Source organism: Haloferax sp. Atlit-12N (genome assembly GCF_003383095.1).
In the GTDB taxonomy this organism is placed as follows: Archaea; Halobacteriota; Halobacteria; order Halobacteriales; family Haloferacaceae; genus Haloferax.
The window spans coordinates 1,535,595-1,554,043 of the sequence record NZ_PSYW01000001.1 but is presented as its reverse complement, the minus strand read 5'-3'; the positions used below and the strand labels follow the sequence as shown (position 1 = coordinate 1,554,043).

Here is an 18,449-nt window from a genome sequence, read left to right as displayed (position 1 = left end):
CGACCCCCGGGAAGGTGTGTCATCCCGGTGAGCGCCTGACGACCTTGGGTCGGGGCGTTCGGTGGAAGCGTTCGGGGGGAGTGCCCCCGTGCGCTTCTTCGCATTAATCCGAATGCCGGGGATACATAAAAGACCGTCGAACCGATGGCGCTTCGTCATGCGGTTTCATGGCGGGATTACTCATAAAATAATGATAGACTCGTGGGGAGACGGATAACTCTCGAGAACGTAGATATCGCGCGACTGGAGGCCGGTCGGTCATCCCCCGCGTCGTACGTTCGGTCTGACCGGGTGTCGGTCGCGCAAGCAGACGCTGGCGGCGCTGTTTGAAAGGCGTATCGACTGCACTACGACTCGAGTGCTACACGTGCGTGCGCACGATAAGAATGTGAACGTCGGTCGCGCTACTCGTCGAGGTGCTCGATTCCTTTCTTAGAAACGTTTCCTTTGGTGATCTTCCCTTCCATCCAGCCGGGCTTGTCCTCGGGGGCGCTGCTGTTCCACGCCCACGCGTCGAAGATGTGGACCTTGTCAGTCCCCTTCTCCCGGAGTTGAATCTCGACCGCGTCCGACTTCGCGTCGTCTTCGGACCCGGCGGGGTCGAGTCGTCGGGCCGCCTTGAGCGCCGCTTGTCTCGGCATACTGCCCGAAAACACACTCGTCTCTGTACCGTCCTCCTCTCGGAGCACGAAGTTCCGCTTACCGTCCTCGCGTACCATGATTTTCCACCTCTATGCCAATGAACCACATGGCGCATGATAAATATATCGACGAATTTCGACCGACGACGCCGTGTTACTTATATACTCGACCGGTTCGGCGCGCCGACTCACCTCGTCGACGATGCGACGGACTTGGCTGCGAGACGGTCGGGTTCCGGCGAAAATCACCACTCTCCGGGAGGACGGAGACAACACTTATGTATCCCCTGCGGCGAACCAACGGATAGACCCCCAGATGGTCCGGAAAAAGAAGCTCAGTCCGAGTGGCGCCAAAGACGAGAACGGCGAGTACCACAACGTCCATGTCAACCTCCACGAAGACGAACTCGCGGTCGCCGGAATGGAGATCGGCGACGAGGTGTTCGTCCGCGTTCGGGACGGTAAAATCATCATCCAAAAAGCGGACCCAGACCAGGTCGAACACGACTTCTGAGCGCGTGATACGTATCGTCTCGAACCGACCCGTCACCAGCGGAAGGCACGACAGACAGCAATGAACCCTTATCACCTCGCCAAACCACTCCTCTTTTCGTTTCCACCGGAGACTGCCCACCGGACCATCCACGGACTGCTCGCGACCGCTCGCGGCACTCCGGTCGAACCGCTCTTAGAGCGGCGCTACCGCGTAAATGACTCCCGACTCGCGACGAACGCGTTCGGCCTCGACTTCCCGAACCCAGTCGGCGTCGCGGCCGGATTCGACAAGAACGCCGAGATACCCACCGTTCTTTCGGCGCTCGGCTTCGGCCACGTGGAAGTCGGCGGCGTCACCGCAGAACCCCAGCCCGGAAACCCGCGCCCCCGGATGTTCCGCCTCCCCGAAGACGAGGCGCTCATCAACCGCATGGGCCTCAACAACGAGGGCGCGGACGCGGTCGGAGAACGCCTCGCCGCCGGACCCCACCCGGACATCCCAGTCGGCGTCAACCTCGCGCTCTCGGAGGTGACGCCCACCGAGGAGGCCCCCGACGACTACCGCTACACCTACGAACGCGTCGCCGACGGCGCGGACTACTTCGTCGTCAACGTCTCGTGTCCCAACAGCGAGGGCTTCCGCGACCTGCAGAACCGCGACTCGCTCGAAGCGATTCTCGGGACGCTCGTCGACGCCGGCGCCGACCCGCTTCTCGTGAAACTCTCGCCGGACCTCCCGGACCCCGCCGTTGAGGACGCGCTCGAAGTCGTCGACGAACTCGGTCTCGACGGCATCATCGCCAGCAACACGACCACCTCGCGGCCCGACACCCTGCGGAACCCGAACCGTGCCGAACGCGGCGGCCTCTCCGGGAAACCCATCGAGGCCGAGGCCACGAACATGATTCGCTTCATCGCCGATCGGACCGACGTGCCCATCGTCGGCGTCGGCGGCGTCTCGGACGCCGAAAGCGCCTATCGGAAGATTCGCGCCGGGGCCGAGATGGTCCAACTCTACACGGGCATGATTTACGAAGGCCCGTCTATCGCCCGCGACATCAACCGCGGCCTCCTCGACCTGCTCGACTGCGACGGCTTCGACGACGTGGCCGACGCCGTCGGGTCGGGGCTGTAGCGTCGTCCGCGACGACCACCTACTGCGACAACCAACCGCCCGCGTATCGGTGTCGAACCGAACACTAATTTTCCATCCAGTCGCTTGACAAAACGTGCGCCCTCCTTCCACTCGCGACTCCGGCGTGCTCGCGGTCCTCGCCTCGAACGCCGTCGCGCCGGTCGGCGTCCTGTTCCTCGGGTGGTCCCCGACCGTGCTCTTCGGCGTGTTCGTCGCCGAAATCGCCGCCGTGCTGTGCTGGACGCTCGTGAAGATACCCTTCGCGGCCAAGCGCCCCAACAACGCCATCGGCGACGGCGACCGACTGTTCGGCCCGTTACAGGCCAAGAGAGGGTCGGTCTCGCTCCCCGGACCGCTCCCACCGTGTTACCCGCGGAACGTCCCGACGTTCCTCATCTCGGCGTTCCTGCTCGTCCCGCTCGAACTCGGCGTCGCGTTCCTCACGTTCAGCCTGACCGACCCGGTCGTCACCGAGGAGGTCGCCGGGCAAATCCTTCTGGGCGGCGTGGGCGTGTTCGTCGGACGGGGCGTCGAAACAATCACCGGCTACTTCGGGGCGGGTGGCTACCGCGACCACTCCCCTCGGTCGGTGCTCCTCCCCCCGTTCAAACTCCTGTTCGCCGTCGGACTGCTGATGTTCGTCGTCGGGCCGTTCGCAGTCGAGTTCGATAACGTCGCGTTCCTCGCGGTGCTCGTCGGCCTGAAACTCCTCTACGACCTCCGCGCGCTCCAACTCGAACGGAGCGAAAAGCGAGGCGTCTTCTACCGCCTCTACGGGAGCGAGGAGACGGAGATAGAACCAGTTCCGGTCGAGGAACCGAAAAGAGCGCCGACCTATCGAACCACGCCCGCTCGCGCGGTCGCCCTCGCCGATGCGGCCTACCGAAGCCTCCGGTACACGGTCACCAGCGGCGTGCTGTGGTGCTACGGCGTCGCCGCTGCGCTCGTCTTCTTCGGCGCGTGGACGTTCGCGCTCGCACCGCTCGCCCTCGCCGCCGCGTTCGGTTCCCTCCGGGGAACCTCCCGCTACCTCGCCACTGGGGCCGCCGAGTTCCGGTGCTACGGCGACGTGCTCGTCGTTCACGACGTGCTGTTGGGCGAACCCCAAGCCCGCCTCGAACGCGACGCCGTCACCGACGTCAGCGTGTCCACCGACGCCGTCGACCGCCTGTTCGGCACGGAGACGATACGGTTCGAGACGGACGCGGACACGGGGCCGGACATGCAACTCACCGTCCCCGACCCCGAGGAAGTCAACGCCGACGACGCGAACGCGAACCATCCGATGACGGTTCCCCACGTCGAAGACGCGGCGGCGGTGCTGGACGCCTTCGACGGCGGCGGCGAGGCTGAGGCTGAGGCTGAGGCTGAGGCTGAGGCTGAAGCCAAGTCAGAGGCCGAGACAGAAGCTGAGACCGAGGCCGATACCGAGACATCGGTTCCGAACTGCGACGACTGACGAGCCATCGGCTGGGCGACCGACTACCGGGAAAAGAACGAAAACGAAACCGACCGAACGACCGCCTCAGTCGGCGTGCTGGACGATGACGATGGCGTCGCCGGCTTCGAGCATGTCGCCTTCGCCGACGTACTCGCGGGACTCCTCGATGGTGAACATCTCGGGGTCGAGTTCGACGCCCGCGACGTGCATGACGCCGTCTTCGACGTCGTAGTCGTCGCTTTCGAGCGCGGCCTCGATGTCCGGGACCTGCGCGCCGTACTCGGGGCCGACGAGCGAGTAGTCGAGGTCGACGCCGGTGACGACCGACTCGATTTCGGGCTCCTCGTCGAGGAGTTCGAGTTCCTCGATGTGCATGACGCCGCTCACGTCCTCCTCGAAGCCGTGGATGTCGCCGTACACCTGCACGAGGTCGACCGGGGCGTTCATCGAGAGCTGGTTGTCGCTTTTGTACTTGCGGAGCGCGCCGACGACGGCCATCGCCGTCTCGCCGGCCGCCACGTCGGCGTCGAGGCCGAGCGGTTCGGGCCACGACTGGTCGTGGACGCTCGCCTCGTCGTACATGTCTCGCCATAGCTCCTCCGTGACGTGCGCGAGGATGGGCGCGAAGCAGGTCAGGAACCGCTTGTGGGCGGTCTGGAGCGTGTACGCCGCCGAGGGGTCGTCGCCCTCGCGGACGCGCTGTTTGGCGATTTCGAGATAGTCGTCACAGAACGTGTGCCAGAAGAAACTACGCAGGCGGTCGCGCGCCTTCGAGAACTCGCGGTTCTCCAGTTTCTCCGTGACGAACTCGAGTTCGCGGTCCAGCGAGGCCAGAAGCCAGCGGTCGATAGCCTTCAGGTCGTCGTGGTCGAACTCGGCGGGCGCGTCTTCGGTGAGGCTCTCGACGAGCTTGGAGGCGTTCCAGAGCTTCCGCATGAGCTTCTCGCCCGCGACGAGGCCCTTCTCCTGGTACGGCAGGTCGTCGCCGACGGCGCTCCCGGCGGCCCAGTAGCGGGCGGCGTCGACCGGGAACTTCTCTAAGACCTCGTCGGGCGAGACGACGTTGCCGACGGACTTCGACATCTTCTCGCGGTTCTCGTCGAGGACCATCCCGTTTATCATGACGCTGTCGAACGGGACCTCGCCGGTGTGCTCGTAGCACTTGACGACCGTGTGGAACAGCCAAAAGGAGATGATGTCGTGGCCCTGCGGGCGCATGTCGAACGGGTAGAGTTCGGGCCGGTCGAGTTCCATCTCCTCCGTCTCGGGGTTCCAGTCCCAGCCGCCGTTGATGAGGGGCGTGAGCGACGAGGTGGCCCACGTGTCGAACACGTCGTCCTCGGCGGCGAACTCGTCGTGGCCGCACTCGGGACAGGCGTCGACCGGCGGGTCGTCCGAAAGCGGGTCGACGGGCAGGTCCTCGCGGTCGGCGACGACGACGTGCTCGCAGTCCTCGCAGTACCAGACGGGGAACGGAATCCCCGAGGAGCGCTGTCGGGAGATGGCCCAGTCCCACTGGAGCCCCTCTATCCAGTTCTTGTACCGCGTGAACATCTTCTCGGGGTACCAGTCCATCTGCTCACCGGCTTCGAGGTACTCCTCGCGCTTGTCGAGCAGTTTGATGTACCACTGGTCTTTGACGAGGAACTCGACGCTCGTGCCACACCGCTCGTGGACGTTGACCGTGTGCGTGATGGCGCGCTTGTCGAGGAGCGCCCCGGCGTCGTCGAGGTCGGAGACGATGGCCTCCCGCGCCTCGTCGGCGGAGAGACCGGCGTACTCGTCTGCCTCCTCGGTCATCGTGCCGGACTCGTCGATGGCGACGCGGAGCGGCAGGTCGTGGGCCTGATACCACTCGATGTCGGTCTGGTCGCCGAAGGTACAGCACATGACGAGGCCCGTGCCCGTCTCGAGGTCGACGCGCTCGTCTTCGAGGATGGGAACCCGCTGGCCGAACAGCGGGACCTCGGCTTCCTGCCCGACGAGGTGCGCGTTGTCGTCGTCGTCGGGGTGGACGAAGACGGCGACACAGGCGGGAAGCAGTTCGGGGCGCGTCGTGGAGATGACGAACGACTCCTCGGAATCGGCCACGCCGAACTCGATGTCGTGGAAGTGCGAGCCCTGCTCGTCGTCTTCGGTCTCGACCTGCGAGATAGCGGTCTCACACTCGGGACACCAGATGGCTGGCGCGCGCTGGCGGTACTGTCGACCCTTCTCGTAGAGGTCGACGAAGGAGAGTTGAGAGACGCGCTGGACCTCGGGCGAAATCGTCTGGTACGTCTGGTCCCAGTCGATGGAGATGCCGAGGTTCTGCATCTTCTCCGTGAACTCGCCTTCGTACTCCGCCGTGACCTCGCGGCAGAGCTTCTGGAACTCGCGTCGCTCGTAGTCCTGGTGTTTGATGCCGAGTTCGTCCTCGGTCAGGAGCTCCGACGCGATGCCGTTGTCGTCGTAGCCGAACGGGAAGTAGACCTCGTCGCCGCGCATCCGGTTGAACCGGGCGACGAAGTCCTGGAGGGTGAAGCCGTAGACGTGGCCCCAGTGCAAGCTCCCGGACACCGTCGGCGGCGGTGAGTCGATAGAGAAGACGGTGTCGGGGTCTACCGCACGCTCCGGGTACGCGTACAGGTCTTCGTCGACCCACCTCTCTTGCCACTTCGCCTCGACGGTTTCCGGATCGTATTCTCCGCTCGGCATTGCGTTGGCGTACCTACAGCCGGGCGGACTGTTAAACGCCTCGGTTAAGTGCCCGAGGGAACGGAATTCGGGCGCGAGAGCGGTGACTACCTACAGGACCGACAGCGCCGACGCGAGGTCCGAACGAAGGTCGTCGACGTGCTCGACGCCCACGGACATCCGGAGGAGCGAATCGGAGATGCCGAGCGCGTCGCGTTCGGTCTGCGAGAGCGGCGAGTGGGTCATCGTCGCCGGGTGCTCGATGAGACTCTCGACGCCACCGAGGCTGACCGCCAGCGGGAACTCCCGGAGTTCACCGAGGAACTCCGCGGTCCCGTCGAGGTCGGTGTCGAGTTCGAACGACAGCACGCCGCCGAATCCGGACTGCTGGCGCGCCGCGAGGTCGTGTTGCGGGTGGGACTCCAGCCCCGGGTACAGCACCCGCGTCACGGCCTCGTGGGATTCGAGGAATTCGGCGATTTCCATCGCGTTGGCCTCGTGCTGGCGCATCCGGAGCGGGAGCGTCTTGATGCCCCGGAGCGTCAGATAGGAGTCGAACGGCGAGAGCATCGACCCCATCCCGACGCGCTGGAGGAACGTGAGCTCCTCCAGTACGTCCTCGCGGTCGGTGACGACCGCGCCGCCGATGGAGTCGGAGTGGCCGTTGAGGTACTTCGTGGTGCTGTGGACGACCACGTCGGCCCCGAGCGACAGCGGGTTCTGGAACTGCGGGCTGAGGAAGGTGTTGTCCACGCCGAAGACCGCGTCCCCCTCGTCGGCGATGGCCGCGATGGCCTCGATGTCGCAGAGGTGCATGAGCGGGTTCGTCGGCGTCTCCATCCAGACGAGCGCGGTCTCCTCGCGCATCGCGGCCGCGACGTTCTCGGGGTCGGTGGCGTCGACGAACGACACGTCCACGTTCAGCCGGTCGGCGAACAGCCGGTTGAGCATCGTCTTCGTCCCACCGTAGAGGTCTTCGAACGCGACGATGTGGTCCCCCGGCCGGACCACCGCGGTCATCGTCGCGGCGATGGCTGCCGTGCCGGAGACGAACGCCAGCGCGTGGTCGGCCCCTTCGAGCGCCGCGAGCCGGTGTTCCAGCGCGTTCCGCGTCGGGTTCGACAGCCGCGAGTAGAGGTACTCGCCCGCGTCGGGGTCGAGCGTTTCCAGGTCCGCGTCGGGGTCGATGCTCGGCACCGAGTAGGTCGACGAGAGGTGGACCGGAACGACGACGTCCTCGACGCCCGGGGCCGGGGCCTGCCCGCGCTCGCCGTGGGTCACCGCCAGCGTCTCGCGACGAACATCATTATCGTTCATACAGGAAACGCGACGACTCGCGTCCTAAAGGTTTCTATCGCGTTCTGACCAAATGCACGAAAAGAATTACTGGCGGTGTGAAATTACCCGAGGTTATTCGGTTTCGGTTCGTGGACTCTCAAAAATCCGGACCAAAAACGACCGCCGGAACTCCTACGCCAGCGCCGACAGGTCGAAGCTCCCACCTTTTTCCGCGACTCGCACCGCTCGTCGCGCAAAAATCTGGACCAAAAACAACCGCCGGAACGCCTACGCCAACGCCGACAGGTCGAATTCGAACGCCGCGACCGGCAGTTCGAGGTCGTGGTCGACGATGACCTTCGGGTGGAGTTCGCCGACGACGCCGACTTCCTCGCCGTCGATGACGACTGCGGCGGTGCGGCCGTCGATGAACGACGGGTGCTCGGTCGCGGGCGTCTCCAGTTCCGCGTCGAAGTCGCGGCAGAGCGCCGCGAGTCGGGCCTTCGCGTCCTCGTAGGTCGCGTCGTGGCGGGCGAGGACGGCCGCGACGTGACGGGCCTCGGCGACGCGGGTGTTCTCGTCGTCGTCGCGGTGGGCCACGTGGCCGATTTCCGCGAGGTCCTGCGGGTACGCTCGGTGGGTGTTGTTCTCCAGTACCATCGTCAGCGAGGGCAACACCCACGTCCGAAGCATGGTGTAGTCCTCGCTGTAGGGTTCGGTGATGGAGGCGGGTTCGCCGCCGCCGAGCACACCGCCGGAACGCTGTTCCGGCGAGCTCCCACTCGCTTCGCTCGCGGGAACGTCGGAACCGACCTCGACGTCCATGCGCTCGTAGTTCTCCTCCTCCGAAATCATGTGGAAGTTGAGCAGGTCCTCGAAGCCGAGGCCGACGAGCGAGGTGCGGACGGCGTCTTCGAGTCGGGAGCGCTCGTGGCGCTGGCCGACCGTCCCCACGTCGGGGTAGCGCGGTTCGAGTTCGTTGAAGCCGTAGGCGCGGCCCACGTCGTCCACGAGGTCGAGCGGGTGGAGCACGTCGACGCGGTACGGCGGAATGGAGACCTCGTAGACGGTCTCCTCGCCCAGTTCGGCGTTCGCGTCGAGGCCGGAGCGCTCGAACAGGTCGATGACCTCGTCCATCTCCAACTCGACGCCGAGGACCGTCTCGATACGGTCGTGGGAGACGTGTTTCGTCTCGACTTCGAAGTCGGGCTTGGTGACAGTGCCAGTCTCGTACTGGACCTCGACCTCCTCGATGGTCGCCCCGCGGGCGGCCAGCGCGTAGCAGATGATGTTGCACATCCGGTCGATGGTCCACTGGTCGGTGCCGGTGAGTTCGACGAGCAGGTCGCGAGAGTCCGTCGAGACCTCGGTCCGGCGGCCGTTGATGACCGGCGGGAACGAGAACAGGCCGATTTCGTCGTAGATGGCCGGGTAGCGGTCGTACTCGCTCACGAGGTCGGCATACTTCCGCCCGGTGTCGTGCTGTTCGAGCACCTCGGCGGGCGTGAGTTCGTCGTTGGAGTCGAGCGCGACGAAGGTGTCGCCGTCGGGTTCGATGCCCGTGTACGTGATGGAGTTGCCGGAGGCGTTCTCCGAGAGTACGTCGCCTTTCAGCATCGTCAGGTCGTGGATGCCGATGGCTCCCTTGGCGCGCTTGCGGCCCATCGTCGCGTGGAGTTTCTCCTGCAACTGGATGAGCGAGTCGAGCGCCGCGTCGTCCAGGTCGACCCCGCGGACGACCGCGCCCGTGACGTACGGGCGCTCGTCGGGAACGTCGTCGTCGACGACGAAGGTCCAGTCAGGGTCGTTCGTGTTCGGCACGGAGACGCCGCGAGCGTCGCCGTACTGGTATCGAAGCGAGCGGGCGACGCCTTCGACCGACAGGCGGTCGAGGCGGTCGGGACCGAACTCGAGTTGGAACGCCCCGTCGTCGGTGACGCCCTCGAACTCCAGTCCGAGCGCGAACAGGTCGTCTTTGAACTCCTCGTCGGACTTGTCTTCGTGGCCGGTCAGGCGGCGCAGTTCGTCGGGTTGAACGTCGACTACGGGCATTACTTGAGCACCTCCGTCTCGCGGAGCAGGTCGAGGTCACACAGCGTTCCGTGCACGTCGCGGATGTCGTCGAAGCCGTACATGAGCATCAGCAGGCGCTCTAAGGCGAGGCCCCACGCCATCACGTCGCACTCGACGCCGAGCGGGCGAAGCACCTCCTCGCGGAACATACCGGAGTTGCCGATTTCGATGAGTTCGCCCGTCTCGGGGTGTCGGCCGAACAGCTCGAACGACGGCTCCGTGTAGGGGTTGTAGTGCGGCTTGAACTGGATGTCCGTGATGCCGAAGTGGGAGTAGAACTCCTCGAAGGTGCCCATCAGGTCGCGCACCGAGAGGTCCTCGGCCATCACCCAGCCCTCGATTTGGTAGAACTCCAGCAGGTGCGTCGGGTCGAGCGTGTCGTTGCGGTACACCTTCTCGACCGAGAAGTACCGCTGCGGCGGCTCTAGCTCCCCTACCTCGTGGCCCGAGAGGTAGCGCATCGACAGCGACGTGGTGTGGCCGCGGAGCGCGATGGCCCGCGCGAAGTCCTCGGACCACGGCGAGTGGTAGCCGTCGCCGTCGTCGCCGACGCCGTTGAGGTGGGCGTCTCGGACGTTGTCGATGAGGTCCTCGGGGATGTCCTCCATCGGCGGCACGTCGAGGGCGAAGCGGTCCCAGTGGGTGCGCGCCGGGTGGTCCTGCGGCATGAACAGGCAGTCGTTGATCCAGAAGTCCGCGTCGGCGTGTGGGCCTTCCATCTCGGCGAAGCCCATGCCGGTGAGCACGTCCTTCACGCGGTCGGCGGTCTGCCGGAGGATGTGCTTCTTGCCGCCGCGGGCCTCGGGCGCGTCGGCCTCGACGTTGTACTCGGTGAACTCCACGTCTTCCCACTCGCCGGAGGTGAGCATCTCGGGGGTGAGGCGGTCGACCGTCTCGGCCGCCTCGACGCCCTCCATCAGCGCCGTGACGCCCTCGTCGGTGAGGGTGACGGCGCGGATGGTGCGCTCGTGGCGGACCACGAGCTTCCGCGATTCGAGTTGGTCGAGCACGTCGGCGTCGACGGACTCGCCCGCGTCGAGCGCCGCGAGCGCGGCGGCCTCCTCGTCGGCGTCGGGGTCGGCGTCCGCGTCGGGCGCGAGTTCGCCCGAGTCGATGTGTCCGTAGCCCTTGCGCGCGAAGTTCGACAGCGCGATATCGACCTGCGGGCCGCCGAGGGAGGACGCACCGATGACCTGTCCCATCGGGACCGCGTCGCCGTCGCCCACGTCGAGCGCGGCGCGGTAGAGACGGACCTCGGGGAGGCCCTCGTCGGCGTATTCCGCACCTTCGTCGGTCAGTTCGACGGACTCCTCAGTGGTCTCGGTGACCGAGACGAGTCCCTCGTCGCGGAGGTCGAAGACCGCGCCCGTCACGGTTTCGGGCTTCTGGTCTGTCGCCTCCGCGAGCTGTGCAATCGTTCGTTCGTCGGTGGCGCTCGCGGCGTTCAACACCGCGACCTGTGATTCCGGAAGTCGCATCTGGTTCGTTGTGGCGTTAGCCGTCTGGTGGTCGGTTAGCAGTTTCGAAGCCTCGCCGCGCTGGCGGGGCTGACCGGCGGGGTCGGTTTCGTCCGGCGGGCGCGGTGACGCCCGACCGGAGTCCGCCGACCTCAGGCGGTCAGAAAGAAAAATCCGAACCCGTCAGTGGTCGGTTCGCTCGCTCGCGTCCCGCGTTTGGGTTCGGATACCATATGCGACCGATTGTGAGTGCCGAGTAAAAGCGTTGCGCGTCCACTCCGCGTCAATCCGCAGATACGTTCTTGGTACCGGCCGACCGAGAGACGGCGAAGACGAATGCCAGACCTGGACACGACCCTCTCGGCGATTCGCCTCGGCCACGAGGCGTCGCTCATCGTCAAACCCCCGAACCGACCGGACGACAGAGACGACGTCGAGGCCGTCCTCGTCCGGGCCGCGCCGCCCTACGAGTTCGACGACGGCGAACAGACCTACCGCGTCGTCGAAGACGAGGGCGACACCGGCTTTCGCGTCCTCGCGTCGCGCGACGTCGCCGACCCCGTCCGCGTCCTCGGCGAACTCCGCGCTGTCGTCGATATGAGCGCCTGAACCGAGCTTCCCGGATTCTCCTACGCGACGTTCCGCTCGCGGAGCGTCTCGCCCGATTCGAACCGGTCGAGCGACAGCGCCGACACGTCCACCTCGCAGGCGTCCTCGCCGAGACACAGGTCGGCGACGGCCTCGCCGGTCGCGGGCGCGTGCTGGAAGCCGTGGCCCGAGAAGCCGGCGGCGACGACGAGGCCGGGAGCCGCCTCGTCCAGAATCGCGTGGTGGTCGGGCGTCACGGCGTACAGCCCGGCCCAGCCGTTTCGAATCCGCGTCTCCGGGCCGAAGTAGGCCGCGGCGTCGTCGGCACGCTCGGTCGCCTCCACCGCCCACTCCACGTCCATCGACTCGTCGAATCGGTCGGGGTCCACGTCGGGGTCCGACCCCGAGAAGTGCCCGCCGACGATGGCGGTTCCCTCCCGCTCCGGGCGGAAGTACGCCCCCGTGTCGAGGTCGATGGTGAGCGGGGCGTCCGCGGGGAGGTCGCCCTCGGGTTCCACGACGGCTATCTGTCGGCGTCGTGGCGCGATTGGGAGGTCGACGCCGGCGAAGGAACTGACCCGGGCGGACCACGCGCCCGCCGCGACGACCACGGCGTCGGCATCGATGGGACCGGCCGGCGTCTCGGCCCGCCAGCCGCCGGTGTCGGGAGTGTCTACCGCACCGGCCGAGTCACCGTCGCCGACGCGAGCGAGGTCGGTCACGGGCGTCTTCGTCCGGATATCGACACCGGCGGTGCGGAGCGCATCCGAGTAGCCCTGTACCGCGGAGTGCGGGTCGGCGACGCCGTCAGCGGCCGAGAACGTCGCCGCGACGAACGACTCGGTTCGGAGTTCCGGGAGGTACTCGGCGGCCTCCTCGGGCGAGAGAACGCGACTCGGCGCGCCAGCGTCGGTCTGCATGGCGACGTTCTCCCGGAACGCCGCGGCGGTCTCCTCGGTCCGGGCGAGAAAGAGGTAGCCGGAGCGCCGGTAGTCGATGTCGACGCCGAAGTCGTCCGCGAAGGACTCCCAGACGGGGACGCTGGCGAGCGAGAGTTCGACGTTCACGCGTGTCGAGAACTGCGTTCGGATGCCGCCCGCCGCGCGACCCGTACTGCCGCCGCCGAGCGTCCCCGCCTCGCAGACGGTGACTTCGGCCCCGCGGCCGGCCAGCGCGTGGGCGCAGGCGAGTCCGACGACCCCGCCGCCGACGATGAGGACGTGCATGGTCCTGTCTGATTCGCCACCGACATGAGTTTGTCTGTCACACACTAGCGAGGCGCAATGTTTTCACGCGACCGCGGTGAGTAGTTCGGGTATGGTCCGCATTCTCTCCGCCGACGCCGTCGGCGAGTTACTCTCACTCTCGGAGCTGTTTCCGGTCGTCGAGGAGGCGTTTGTCAAGCAGGGCCGCGGCGAGGTCGAGCGCCCGCCGAGGCCGCACTTTCCGGTCGGCATCGATATCGACAGAGTTCGGGACGGGACCGGTGGCGAAGGGGCCGCGGGTGCGGGTTCGGTACCGTCGGGGCGCGACGGCCCGCTCGGCACCGGTCTCACCATGCCGGCGTACATCCACGGCCGAGAGGTGTACGGGACGAAACTCGCGTCCGTCCACCCAGAGAACGTCTCTCACGGGCTTCCGACGGTGAACGCGCAGGTCGTCCTCACCGACGCGACGACCGGCCTCCCGCTCGCGCTCCTCGACGGGACGACGATTACCAGCGCCCGGACGGGCTGTATCGGCGGGCTCGCCGCGGAGTACCTCGCGGCCGACCCGGTCCGACTCGGCGTCCTCGGCGCGGGCACGCAGGCCCGCTGGCAGAGCCGCGCTATCGCCGTCGGCTCCGCGGTCGAGTCGGTGAACGTCTACTCCCCCAGCGACTCCCGCGAGGCGTGTGCCGCCGACCTCCGCGAGGACGGCCTCTCCGCTGAGGCGGTCGACTCGCCCGAGGCGGCCGTCGCCGGAGCGAACGTCGTCGTCACCGCGACGACCAGTGAGACGCCCGTCTTCGACGGCTCGTGGCTCGACCCCGGAACCCTCGTCGTCGCCGTCGGAGCCTACACGCCCGAGATGCGGGAACTCGACGCCGAGACGTTCGAGCGGGCCGCGCGGGTGTTCGCCGACGTGCCCGAGGAAGTCGCCGACATCGGCGATGTGCGCGGGGCCGCCATCGACGACTCCGACCTGATTCCGCTCTCGGCGGTGTTCGAGGGCGACGCCGGCCGCGACGGCGACGACGAGATTCTGGTGGTCGAGAGCGTCGGTTCGGCGGTGCTCGACGCCGCGACCGCCGAGTACCTCTACGAGAAGTCGAACGCGCGCGGCGTGGGAGAAGAAGTGGGGTTGTGAGCGGTCGTGCGGTTTCGGTCGGAGTCGTGCCGCCTCGCTAGTGCTCGGCCGCCACGCCTCGCCGCTCAGTCTCGAGGTCGATGTCCAGCGAGTCGAGGATTTCCTCGGCCTCCTCGCGTTTTTCGTGGTGGTCTTCGAGGAACTCCCGCATCATCGTCGCCGCCTGCTCCTTACAGCCGCCGCAGAGGCGCTCGCCGCCGACGCACTCGTCGTAGACCTCCTTTGCGAGTTCGTCGTCGTCGCCCGTAAGCAGGTAGGCGTACAGCTCGTACACCGGACATTTGTCGGCCTCGCCGCCGAGTTCGCGCTGTTCTTCGGCCGTGTCGCGGCCGCCGGTCGTCGCCGACTTCACCTTGTCGTAGCCCTCCTCGGGCGCGTCGAGAAGCGAGATGTGGCTCGCCGGAATCGACGACGACATCTTGCCGCCGGTGAGGCCGGTCATGAAGCGGTGATAGATAGACGACGGCGGAATGAAGCCGTAGCCGCCGTGGTGGGCCTCGACCTCGCGCGCGAGTTCCTCGGCCTCGTCGACGCCCATGTCGAACGCGTCGATGTGCTGGTCGTACCGGCGCTTTTCGCCCTCGATGTCCTCGATAAGCGCCTCGAACGCCTCGTCGGTCGCCTGCCGGGCGAAGAAGCGAATCCGCGGGCGGAGCGGTTCCATCCCGGCGTTTTCGAGCTTCTCGACCGCCGACTCGCGGACCGACTCCGAGACGAGCACGCCGGCCGCGTCGAGGTCGGCGTCGGCGAGCCACTCGGCCGCCTCGCCGCACCGCGGCATGTCGGCGTCCTCGGCGTACTCCTCGCGGGCGTCGTGGGCGGCCGCGACGAGCGGGCGCTCGGCGTCGTCGAGCTCGAAACTCGCGAACGCCTCCGTCACCTTGAAGAATCGCATCCGGGTGGCGAGGTCGCGGGCGAACCGGACGTGAGGGTCTTGGTCGGGTCCGACCGGAATGACCGTCGGCTTGGGGTCGTCCAACTGCGGGTAGAGGATGTCGGCCATCTGCGTGACGACCGACTGCATGTGGGAGACGTTGGTCTCGCCGTCGAAGCCGTAGATGGACTGGAACTCCGAGAAGTTGGCCTTCCCGCCGAGTTCGAACGCGAGCCGCTGGAGGCGGTCGTTGTCCGACTGTCGGTAGAGTTCGCCCTCCTCGGGGTCGAATCCGAGCGCGATGAGCGACAGCAGGTAGTCGCGGCTGTGCTCGTTGATTTCGTCCCACGGGATGCCGCGGGCGGAGTGCGCCTCCATGTCCGCGATGAGGCCGTAGGCGTCGCCGCCCTGCTCTTGATGCCAGATTATCTCGTCGAAGACGAGTTTGTGGCCGATGTGGGGGTCGCCCGTCGGCATGAACCCCGAGAGGACGGCGAAGTCGTCGCCGTCGCGCATGGCGTCGAGGACCGGCCGGTAGTCGCGGTGGCCGAAGATGACCCCGCGGCGCATCAGGTAGTGCGGGTTCGGCACCTCGTCGAGCACCTCGTCGAACTCCTCGATGCCGAACTCCTCGAACAGCTTCCGGTAGTCGGAGACAGTCGACGAGCCCCACGGGTCGAGGGCGACTTCGTCTGCTCCCTCTGCTGTGCCTCCATCGGTGCGGATGCGCTCCGCGGGTTCGTCGTCTGTCATGGCGTGAGCCGACTGACCGAAAGCCAGTCTATCTCTCCGTTGTCGTCGGTCAGCGCAAAAACCATTCGCTTGCGGACACCGCCGGCGAGGCGCACGTCGAGCGAGAGGTCCCGCGGGACGAACGTGTGGTCGGGCGCGACCACGCGCACGAGGAACTCGGAGTGCGAGAGGTCAGACACCGATTCGAACTCCGTGTAGACGCGGAAGTCGGAGCCGAACTTGAAGCCGCTCTTGGGGACCGTCTTGGCTCCCCGGAGCGCGGCGTAGACCGCGAGCCGGCGGTCGAACCGGTTGCCCTCCACGTCGCGGCCGCGGGAGACCACGTCGGCCTCGTCGATGGCGAGCGCGTCGGCGCGGGCGAGGTAGGCGGCTTCGAGGAGCGACAGTTGGAGCGGGCCGCTGTCGGCGTTTCTTCCGTACAGGCGCTGGCCGAAGAAGCCGCGCTGGTAGAGGCGGTCGACGCCGTCCCAGACGAGCGCGCGGTCCGAGAGGAGTTCCGCGTCGAGGTCGGCGGGAAGGTCCTCCGCGGCCGTCCCCTCGGGGGAGTAGCTCTCGGTGTCGAAGTAGGTCAGGTCGCCGTCCTCGTCGACGATGGCGAGGACCACTTCTCCGAGCGACGAGACGGGAATGCTCTCGCGCTCGCCGACGACGCGAACTCGGTGTTCGACCTCGCCGTCCCACGGGCCCTTCCCGCGGGGGTAGACGAGGAAGTCAGCGCCGGCGGCGTCATCGACGCCGGGCCAGCCCTCGCGGGCGGGCGAGAGATAGAACCCGCGGTCGCGGAGGTCTTTGTAGACGACGAAGTCGAGGGTGGTCCCGGTGCGCGCGAGGAGTTCGCGCAGGCCCATCCCGTCCACGCCGTCGATGTCGTCCCGCGAGAGCAGGTGGGCGGCCTCGACGGGCGCGACCTCCAAGTCGTCGCCGCCGGTGGGTCTCCCGTAGCCGCGGGAGTCGTGGAACCGCTGTCGAGCGTCGCCCGGGAGGTGGACGACGCCGTCTTCGAGGCGTCCTTGCATACCCGAATCGGGGCGCGGCGACGACAAAGGGTCTGCGATGCCGGCGGCGCGGCGCGCGGGACGAACAGGGCCGCCGCCACCGTCTGCTCGTCGCGGGCGCGGACGCGTCCCTCGCGGCCGGCCGTGTCGCCAGCGACGGGGCCATGCCCGCCGCCCCTCGTCTCGGCTCATCGACCCTCGCAGGTCGAGTCGAGACACCGCCGGCCGCGACTCGTCTCGAACACAGGCAGACCACAGTCGCAGTCGTCGCCGACGACGCCCGCGGGGAGGGAAAACGCCGCCTCGCACTCGGGATAGGCGTCACAGCCGGCGAGCAGGCGGCCGCTCCGCCGGATGATTCGGAGGGGAGACCCGCAGTCCGGACACGACCACTCGCCGTCGAATCGATCTTTCACGTGGTCGTCCAGCGGGTCGCACCGGCGGTCGATGCACACCTCGAACGGCGCGCCGCGCTCGACGCGCATCAGCGGCAGGCCACAGTCACCACACGTCTCGTCGAGGACGGTCGCGCCCGCGGGAAGACGATACTCGGTTCCCGAGTCGAGGGCGACGACGGAGCCGTTGGTCCTGACGAGCGGGTCGCCGGTGTCGGGATGTGAACCGACCGGGACGCCCGCGTCGCTGGCGGGGTACTCGGCGCGGCCGGTCACGTCGTTCGATTCGACCGTGAGCGTCTGGTCGCCGGCGCGGGCCACGAGGCCGAACGACCCCGGCCCGGACTCGACAGTCAGCGAGTCGGCGCGAGTCAGCCACGCGACGGGTTGGTAGCCCCCGGCGTCGTGGACGAGGACGGTTCGGTCGGGCTTGGCCACGACGACGACCCGCCCGCGCTGGGTGCGGTCGCGGGAGCCTTCGAAGTTGACGGTGCAGTCGCCGGCGAAGACGCGTATCGAATCCATGCGGCGGAGTGGCCGCCAATTGCGATTTGAACCTTCGTACGGGAGTTCATCAGCCATGCCGCGGCCGAAGCTCTTTGGTCGGCCGCGGCCGAGGGCGAACCATGGACGCGAACGTCGTGCTGTTCGACATGGACGGTGTGTTGGTCGATTCCGAGCAGTACTGGCACGCCTTCGAGGACGAGTGGGTGTTCGCCGACGCCATCGAGTCCGGCGACCCCGACCACGAGGAGATAACGGGGATGAACTTCCGCGAGATATACGACTATCTCGACGCGGAGTACGGGACGACCGTCACGAAAGAGGAGTTCATCGCGGCGTACCACGAGAACTCAGAGGACGTCTACGGCGAGCACGTCGTCCTGATGGACGGCGCGGAAGAACTCTTCTCCGACCTCCGCGCGGCGGGCAAGAAGGTGGCAATCGTCTCGTCGGCCCCGCAGGACTGGATTTCGACGGTCCGCAAGCGGTTCGACCTCGACCCGCTCGACCTCGTGCTCTCGGCCGACGACATCGACAAACCGGGGAAGCCCGAGCCACACATCTACGAGCACGCCGCGGCCGAGTTCGGCGTCGCCCCCGAGGAGTGCGTCGTCATCGAGGACTCGATAAACGGCATCGAGGCGGCCGTCCGGTCCGGCGCGTACACCATCGCCTACCGCGGCGGGCAGAACGCCGACCTCGACCTCTCGCGGGCGGACGAAATCGTGAACGGGCCCGAAGAGTTGCGGGCGGCGTTGCTCGTCGAGGAGTAGGCGAAAGGCGGCCAGAAAACGA

General features: G+C 67.1%; 15 protein-coding genes. 6 read left to right on the top strand and 9 right to left on the bottom strand.

The genetic code is table 11. The features are described from left to right. Window positions 1-404: 404 nt before the first annotated feature. Complete coding sequence (locus tag C5B90_RS08180) at window positions 405-719, bottom strand: non-histone chromosomal MC1 family protein (protein WP_115880494.1); 315 nt, start codon at window positions 717-719, stop codon at window positions 405-407. A gap of 238 nt (window positions 720-957) precedes the next feature. Between C5B90_RS08180 and C5B90_RS08175 the strand changes: the two genes are divergently transcribed. The 3 genes from C5B90_RS08175 to C5B90_RS08165 all read left to right on the top strand — a co-directional run bounded on the left by C5B90_RS08175 (window position 958) and on the right by C5B90_RS08165 (window position 3,730). Further along, complete coding sequence (locus tag C5B90_RS08175) at window positions 958-1,155, top strand: hypothetical protein (RefSeq protein ID WP_004044784.1); 198 nt, start codon at window positions 958-960, stop codon at window positions 1,153-1,155. A gap of 60 nt (window positions 1,156-1,215) precedes the next feature. Further along, on the top strand, window positions 1,216-2,271 hold the full coding sequence (locus C5B90_RS08170) for a quinone-dependent dihydroorotate dehydrogenase (RefSeq protein WP_115880492.1): 1,056 nt from the start codon (window positions 1,216-1,218) through the stop codon (window positions 2,269-2,271). Window positions 2,272-2,365: 94 nt separating this feature from the next. Beyond that, window positions 2,366-3,730, top strand: a complete 1,365-nt coding sequence (locus C5B90_RS08165) for a DUF6498-containing protein (RefSeq protein ID WP_255566823.1) — start codon at window positions 2,366-2,368, stop codon at window positions 3,728-3,730. Window positions 3,731-3,796: 66 nt separating this feature from the next. Here C5B90_RS08165 and C5B90_RS08160 read toward each other — a convergent pair whose 3' ends face one another. The 4 genes from C5B90_RS08160 to C5B90_RS08145 form a co-directional block, all read right to left on the bottom strand. Further along, window positions 3,797-6,409, bottom strand: a complete 2,613-nt coding sequence (locus C5B90_RS08160; protein WP_115880489.1) for a valine--tRNA ligase — start codon at window positions 6,407-6,409, stop codon at window positions 3,797-3,799. Window positions 6,410-6,499: 90 nt separating this feature from the next. Then, on the bottom strand, window positions 6,500-7,705 hold the full coding sequence (locus tag C5B90_RS08155) for a PLP-dependent aspartate aminotransferase family protein (protein WP_115880487.1): 1,206 nt from the start codon (window positions 7,703-7,705) through the stop codon (window positions 6,500-6,502). Between the two features lie 249 nt (window positions 7,706-7,954). After that, on the bottom strand, window positions 7,955-9,718 hold the full coding sequence (gene pheT / locus C5B90_RS08150) for a phenylalanine--tRNA ligase subunit beta (protein WP_115880485.1): 1,764 nt from the start codon (window positions 9,716-9,718) through the stop codon (window positions 7,955-7,957). Continuing rightward, window positions 9,718-11,217 (bottom strand): phenylalanine--tRNA ligase subunit alpha, encoded by a 1,500-nt coding sequence (locus tag C5B90_RS08145; RefSeq protein WP_115880483.1) that lies wholly within the window; start codon window positions 11,215-11,217, stop codon window positions 9,718-9,720. The genes pheT and C5B90_RS08145 overlap by 1 nt, the downstream gene beginning before the upstream one ends. A gap of 315 nt (window positions 11,218-11,532) precedes the next feature. On the opposite strand from C5B90_RS08145, the gene C5B90_RS08140 reads away from it, so the two are divergent. Further along, a complete protein-coding gene (locus C5B90_RS08140) occupies window positions 11,533-11,805 on the top strand; it encodes a hypothetical protein (protein WP_115880482.1) in 273 nt (90 codons plus the stop codon). Window positions 11,806-11,825: 20 nt separating this feature from the next. On the opposite strand, the gene C5B90_RS08135 is transcribed toward C5B90_RS08140, so the two are convergent. After that, window positions 11,826-13,010 (bottom strand): FAD-binding oxidoreductase, encoded by a 1,185-nt coding sequence (locus C5B90_RS08135; protein ID WP_115880480.1) that lies wholly within the window; start codon window positions 13,008-13,010, stop codon window positions 11,826-11,828. A 91-nt stretch (window positions 13,011-13,101) separates the two neighbouring features. Here C5B90_RS08135 and C5B90_RS08130 point away from each other — a divergent pair, with 91 nt between their 5' ends. Further along, entirely contained in the window at window positions 13,102-14,133 is a 1,032-nt protein-coding gene (locus C5B90_RS08130) for an ornithine cyclodeaminase family protein (RefSeq protein ID WP_115880478.1), read from the top strand. Window positions 14,134-14,170: 37 nt separating this feature from the next. Here C5B90_RS08130 and C5B90_RS08125 read toward each other — a convergent pair whose 3' ends face one another. The 3 genes from C5B90_RS08125 to C5B90_RS08115 form a co-directional block, all read right to left on the bottom strand. After that, entirely contained in the window at window positions 14,171-15,760 is a 1,590-nt protein-coding gene (locus C5B90_RS08125; RefSeq protein ID WP_115880476.1) for a tryptophan--tRNA ligase, read from the bottom strand. Next, window positions 15,757-16,776 carry a tRNA-intron lyase gene (endA, locus tag C5B90_RS08120; protein WP_115880474.1) on the bottom strand — a complete coding sequence of 340 codons (1,020 nt, stop codon included), beginning with the start codon at window positions 16,774-16,776 and terminating at the stop codon, window positions 15,757-15,759. Before endA ends, C5B90_RS08125 begins: the two co-directional genes overlap by 4 nt. Window positions 16,777-16,943: 167 nt before the next feature. After that, complete coding sequence (locus tag C5B90_RS08115) at window positions 16,944-17,675, bottom strand: Sjogren's syndrome/scleroderma autoantigen 1 family protein (RefSeq protein ID WP_115880472.1); 732 nt, start codon at window positions 17,673-17,675, stop codon at window positions 16,944-16,946. A gap of 101 nt (window positions 17,676-17,776) precedes the next feature. On the opposite strand from C5B90_RS08115, the gene C5B90_RS08110 reads away from it, so the two are divergent. Further along, the gene (locus tag C5B90_RS08110) at window positions 17,777-18,427 is read left to right on the top strand and encodes an HAD family phosphatase (RefSeq protein WP_115880470.1); all 651 of its coding nucleotides are present in this window, start codon (window positions 17,777-17,779) and stop codon (window positions 18,425-18,427) included. Window positions 18,428-18,449 lie beyond the last annotated feature (22 nt).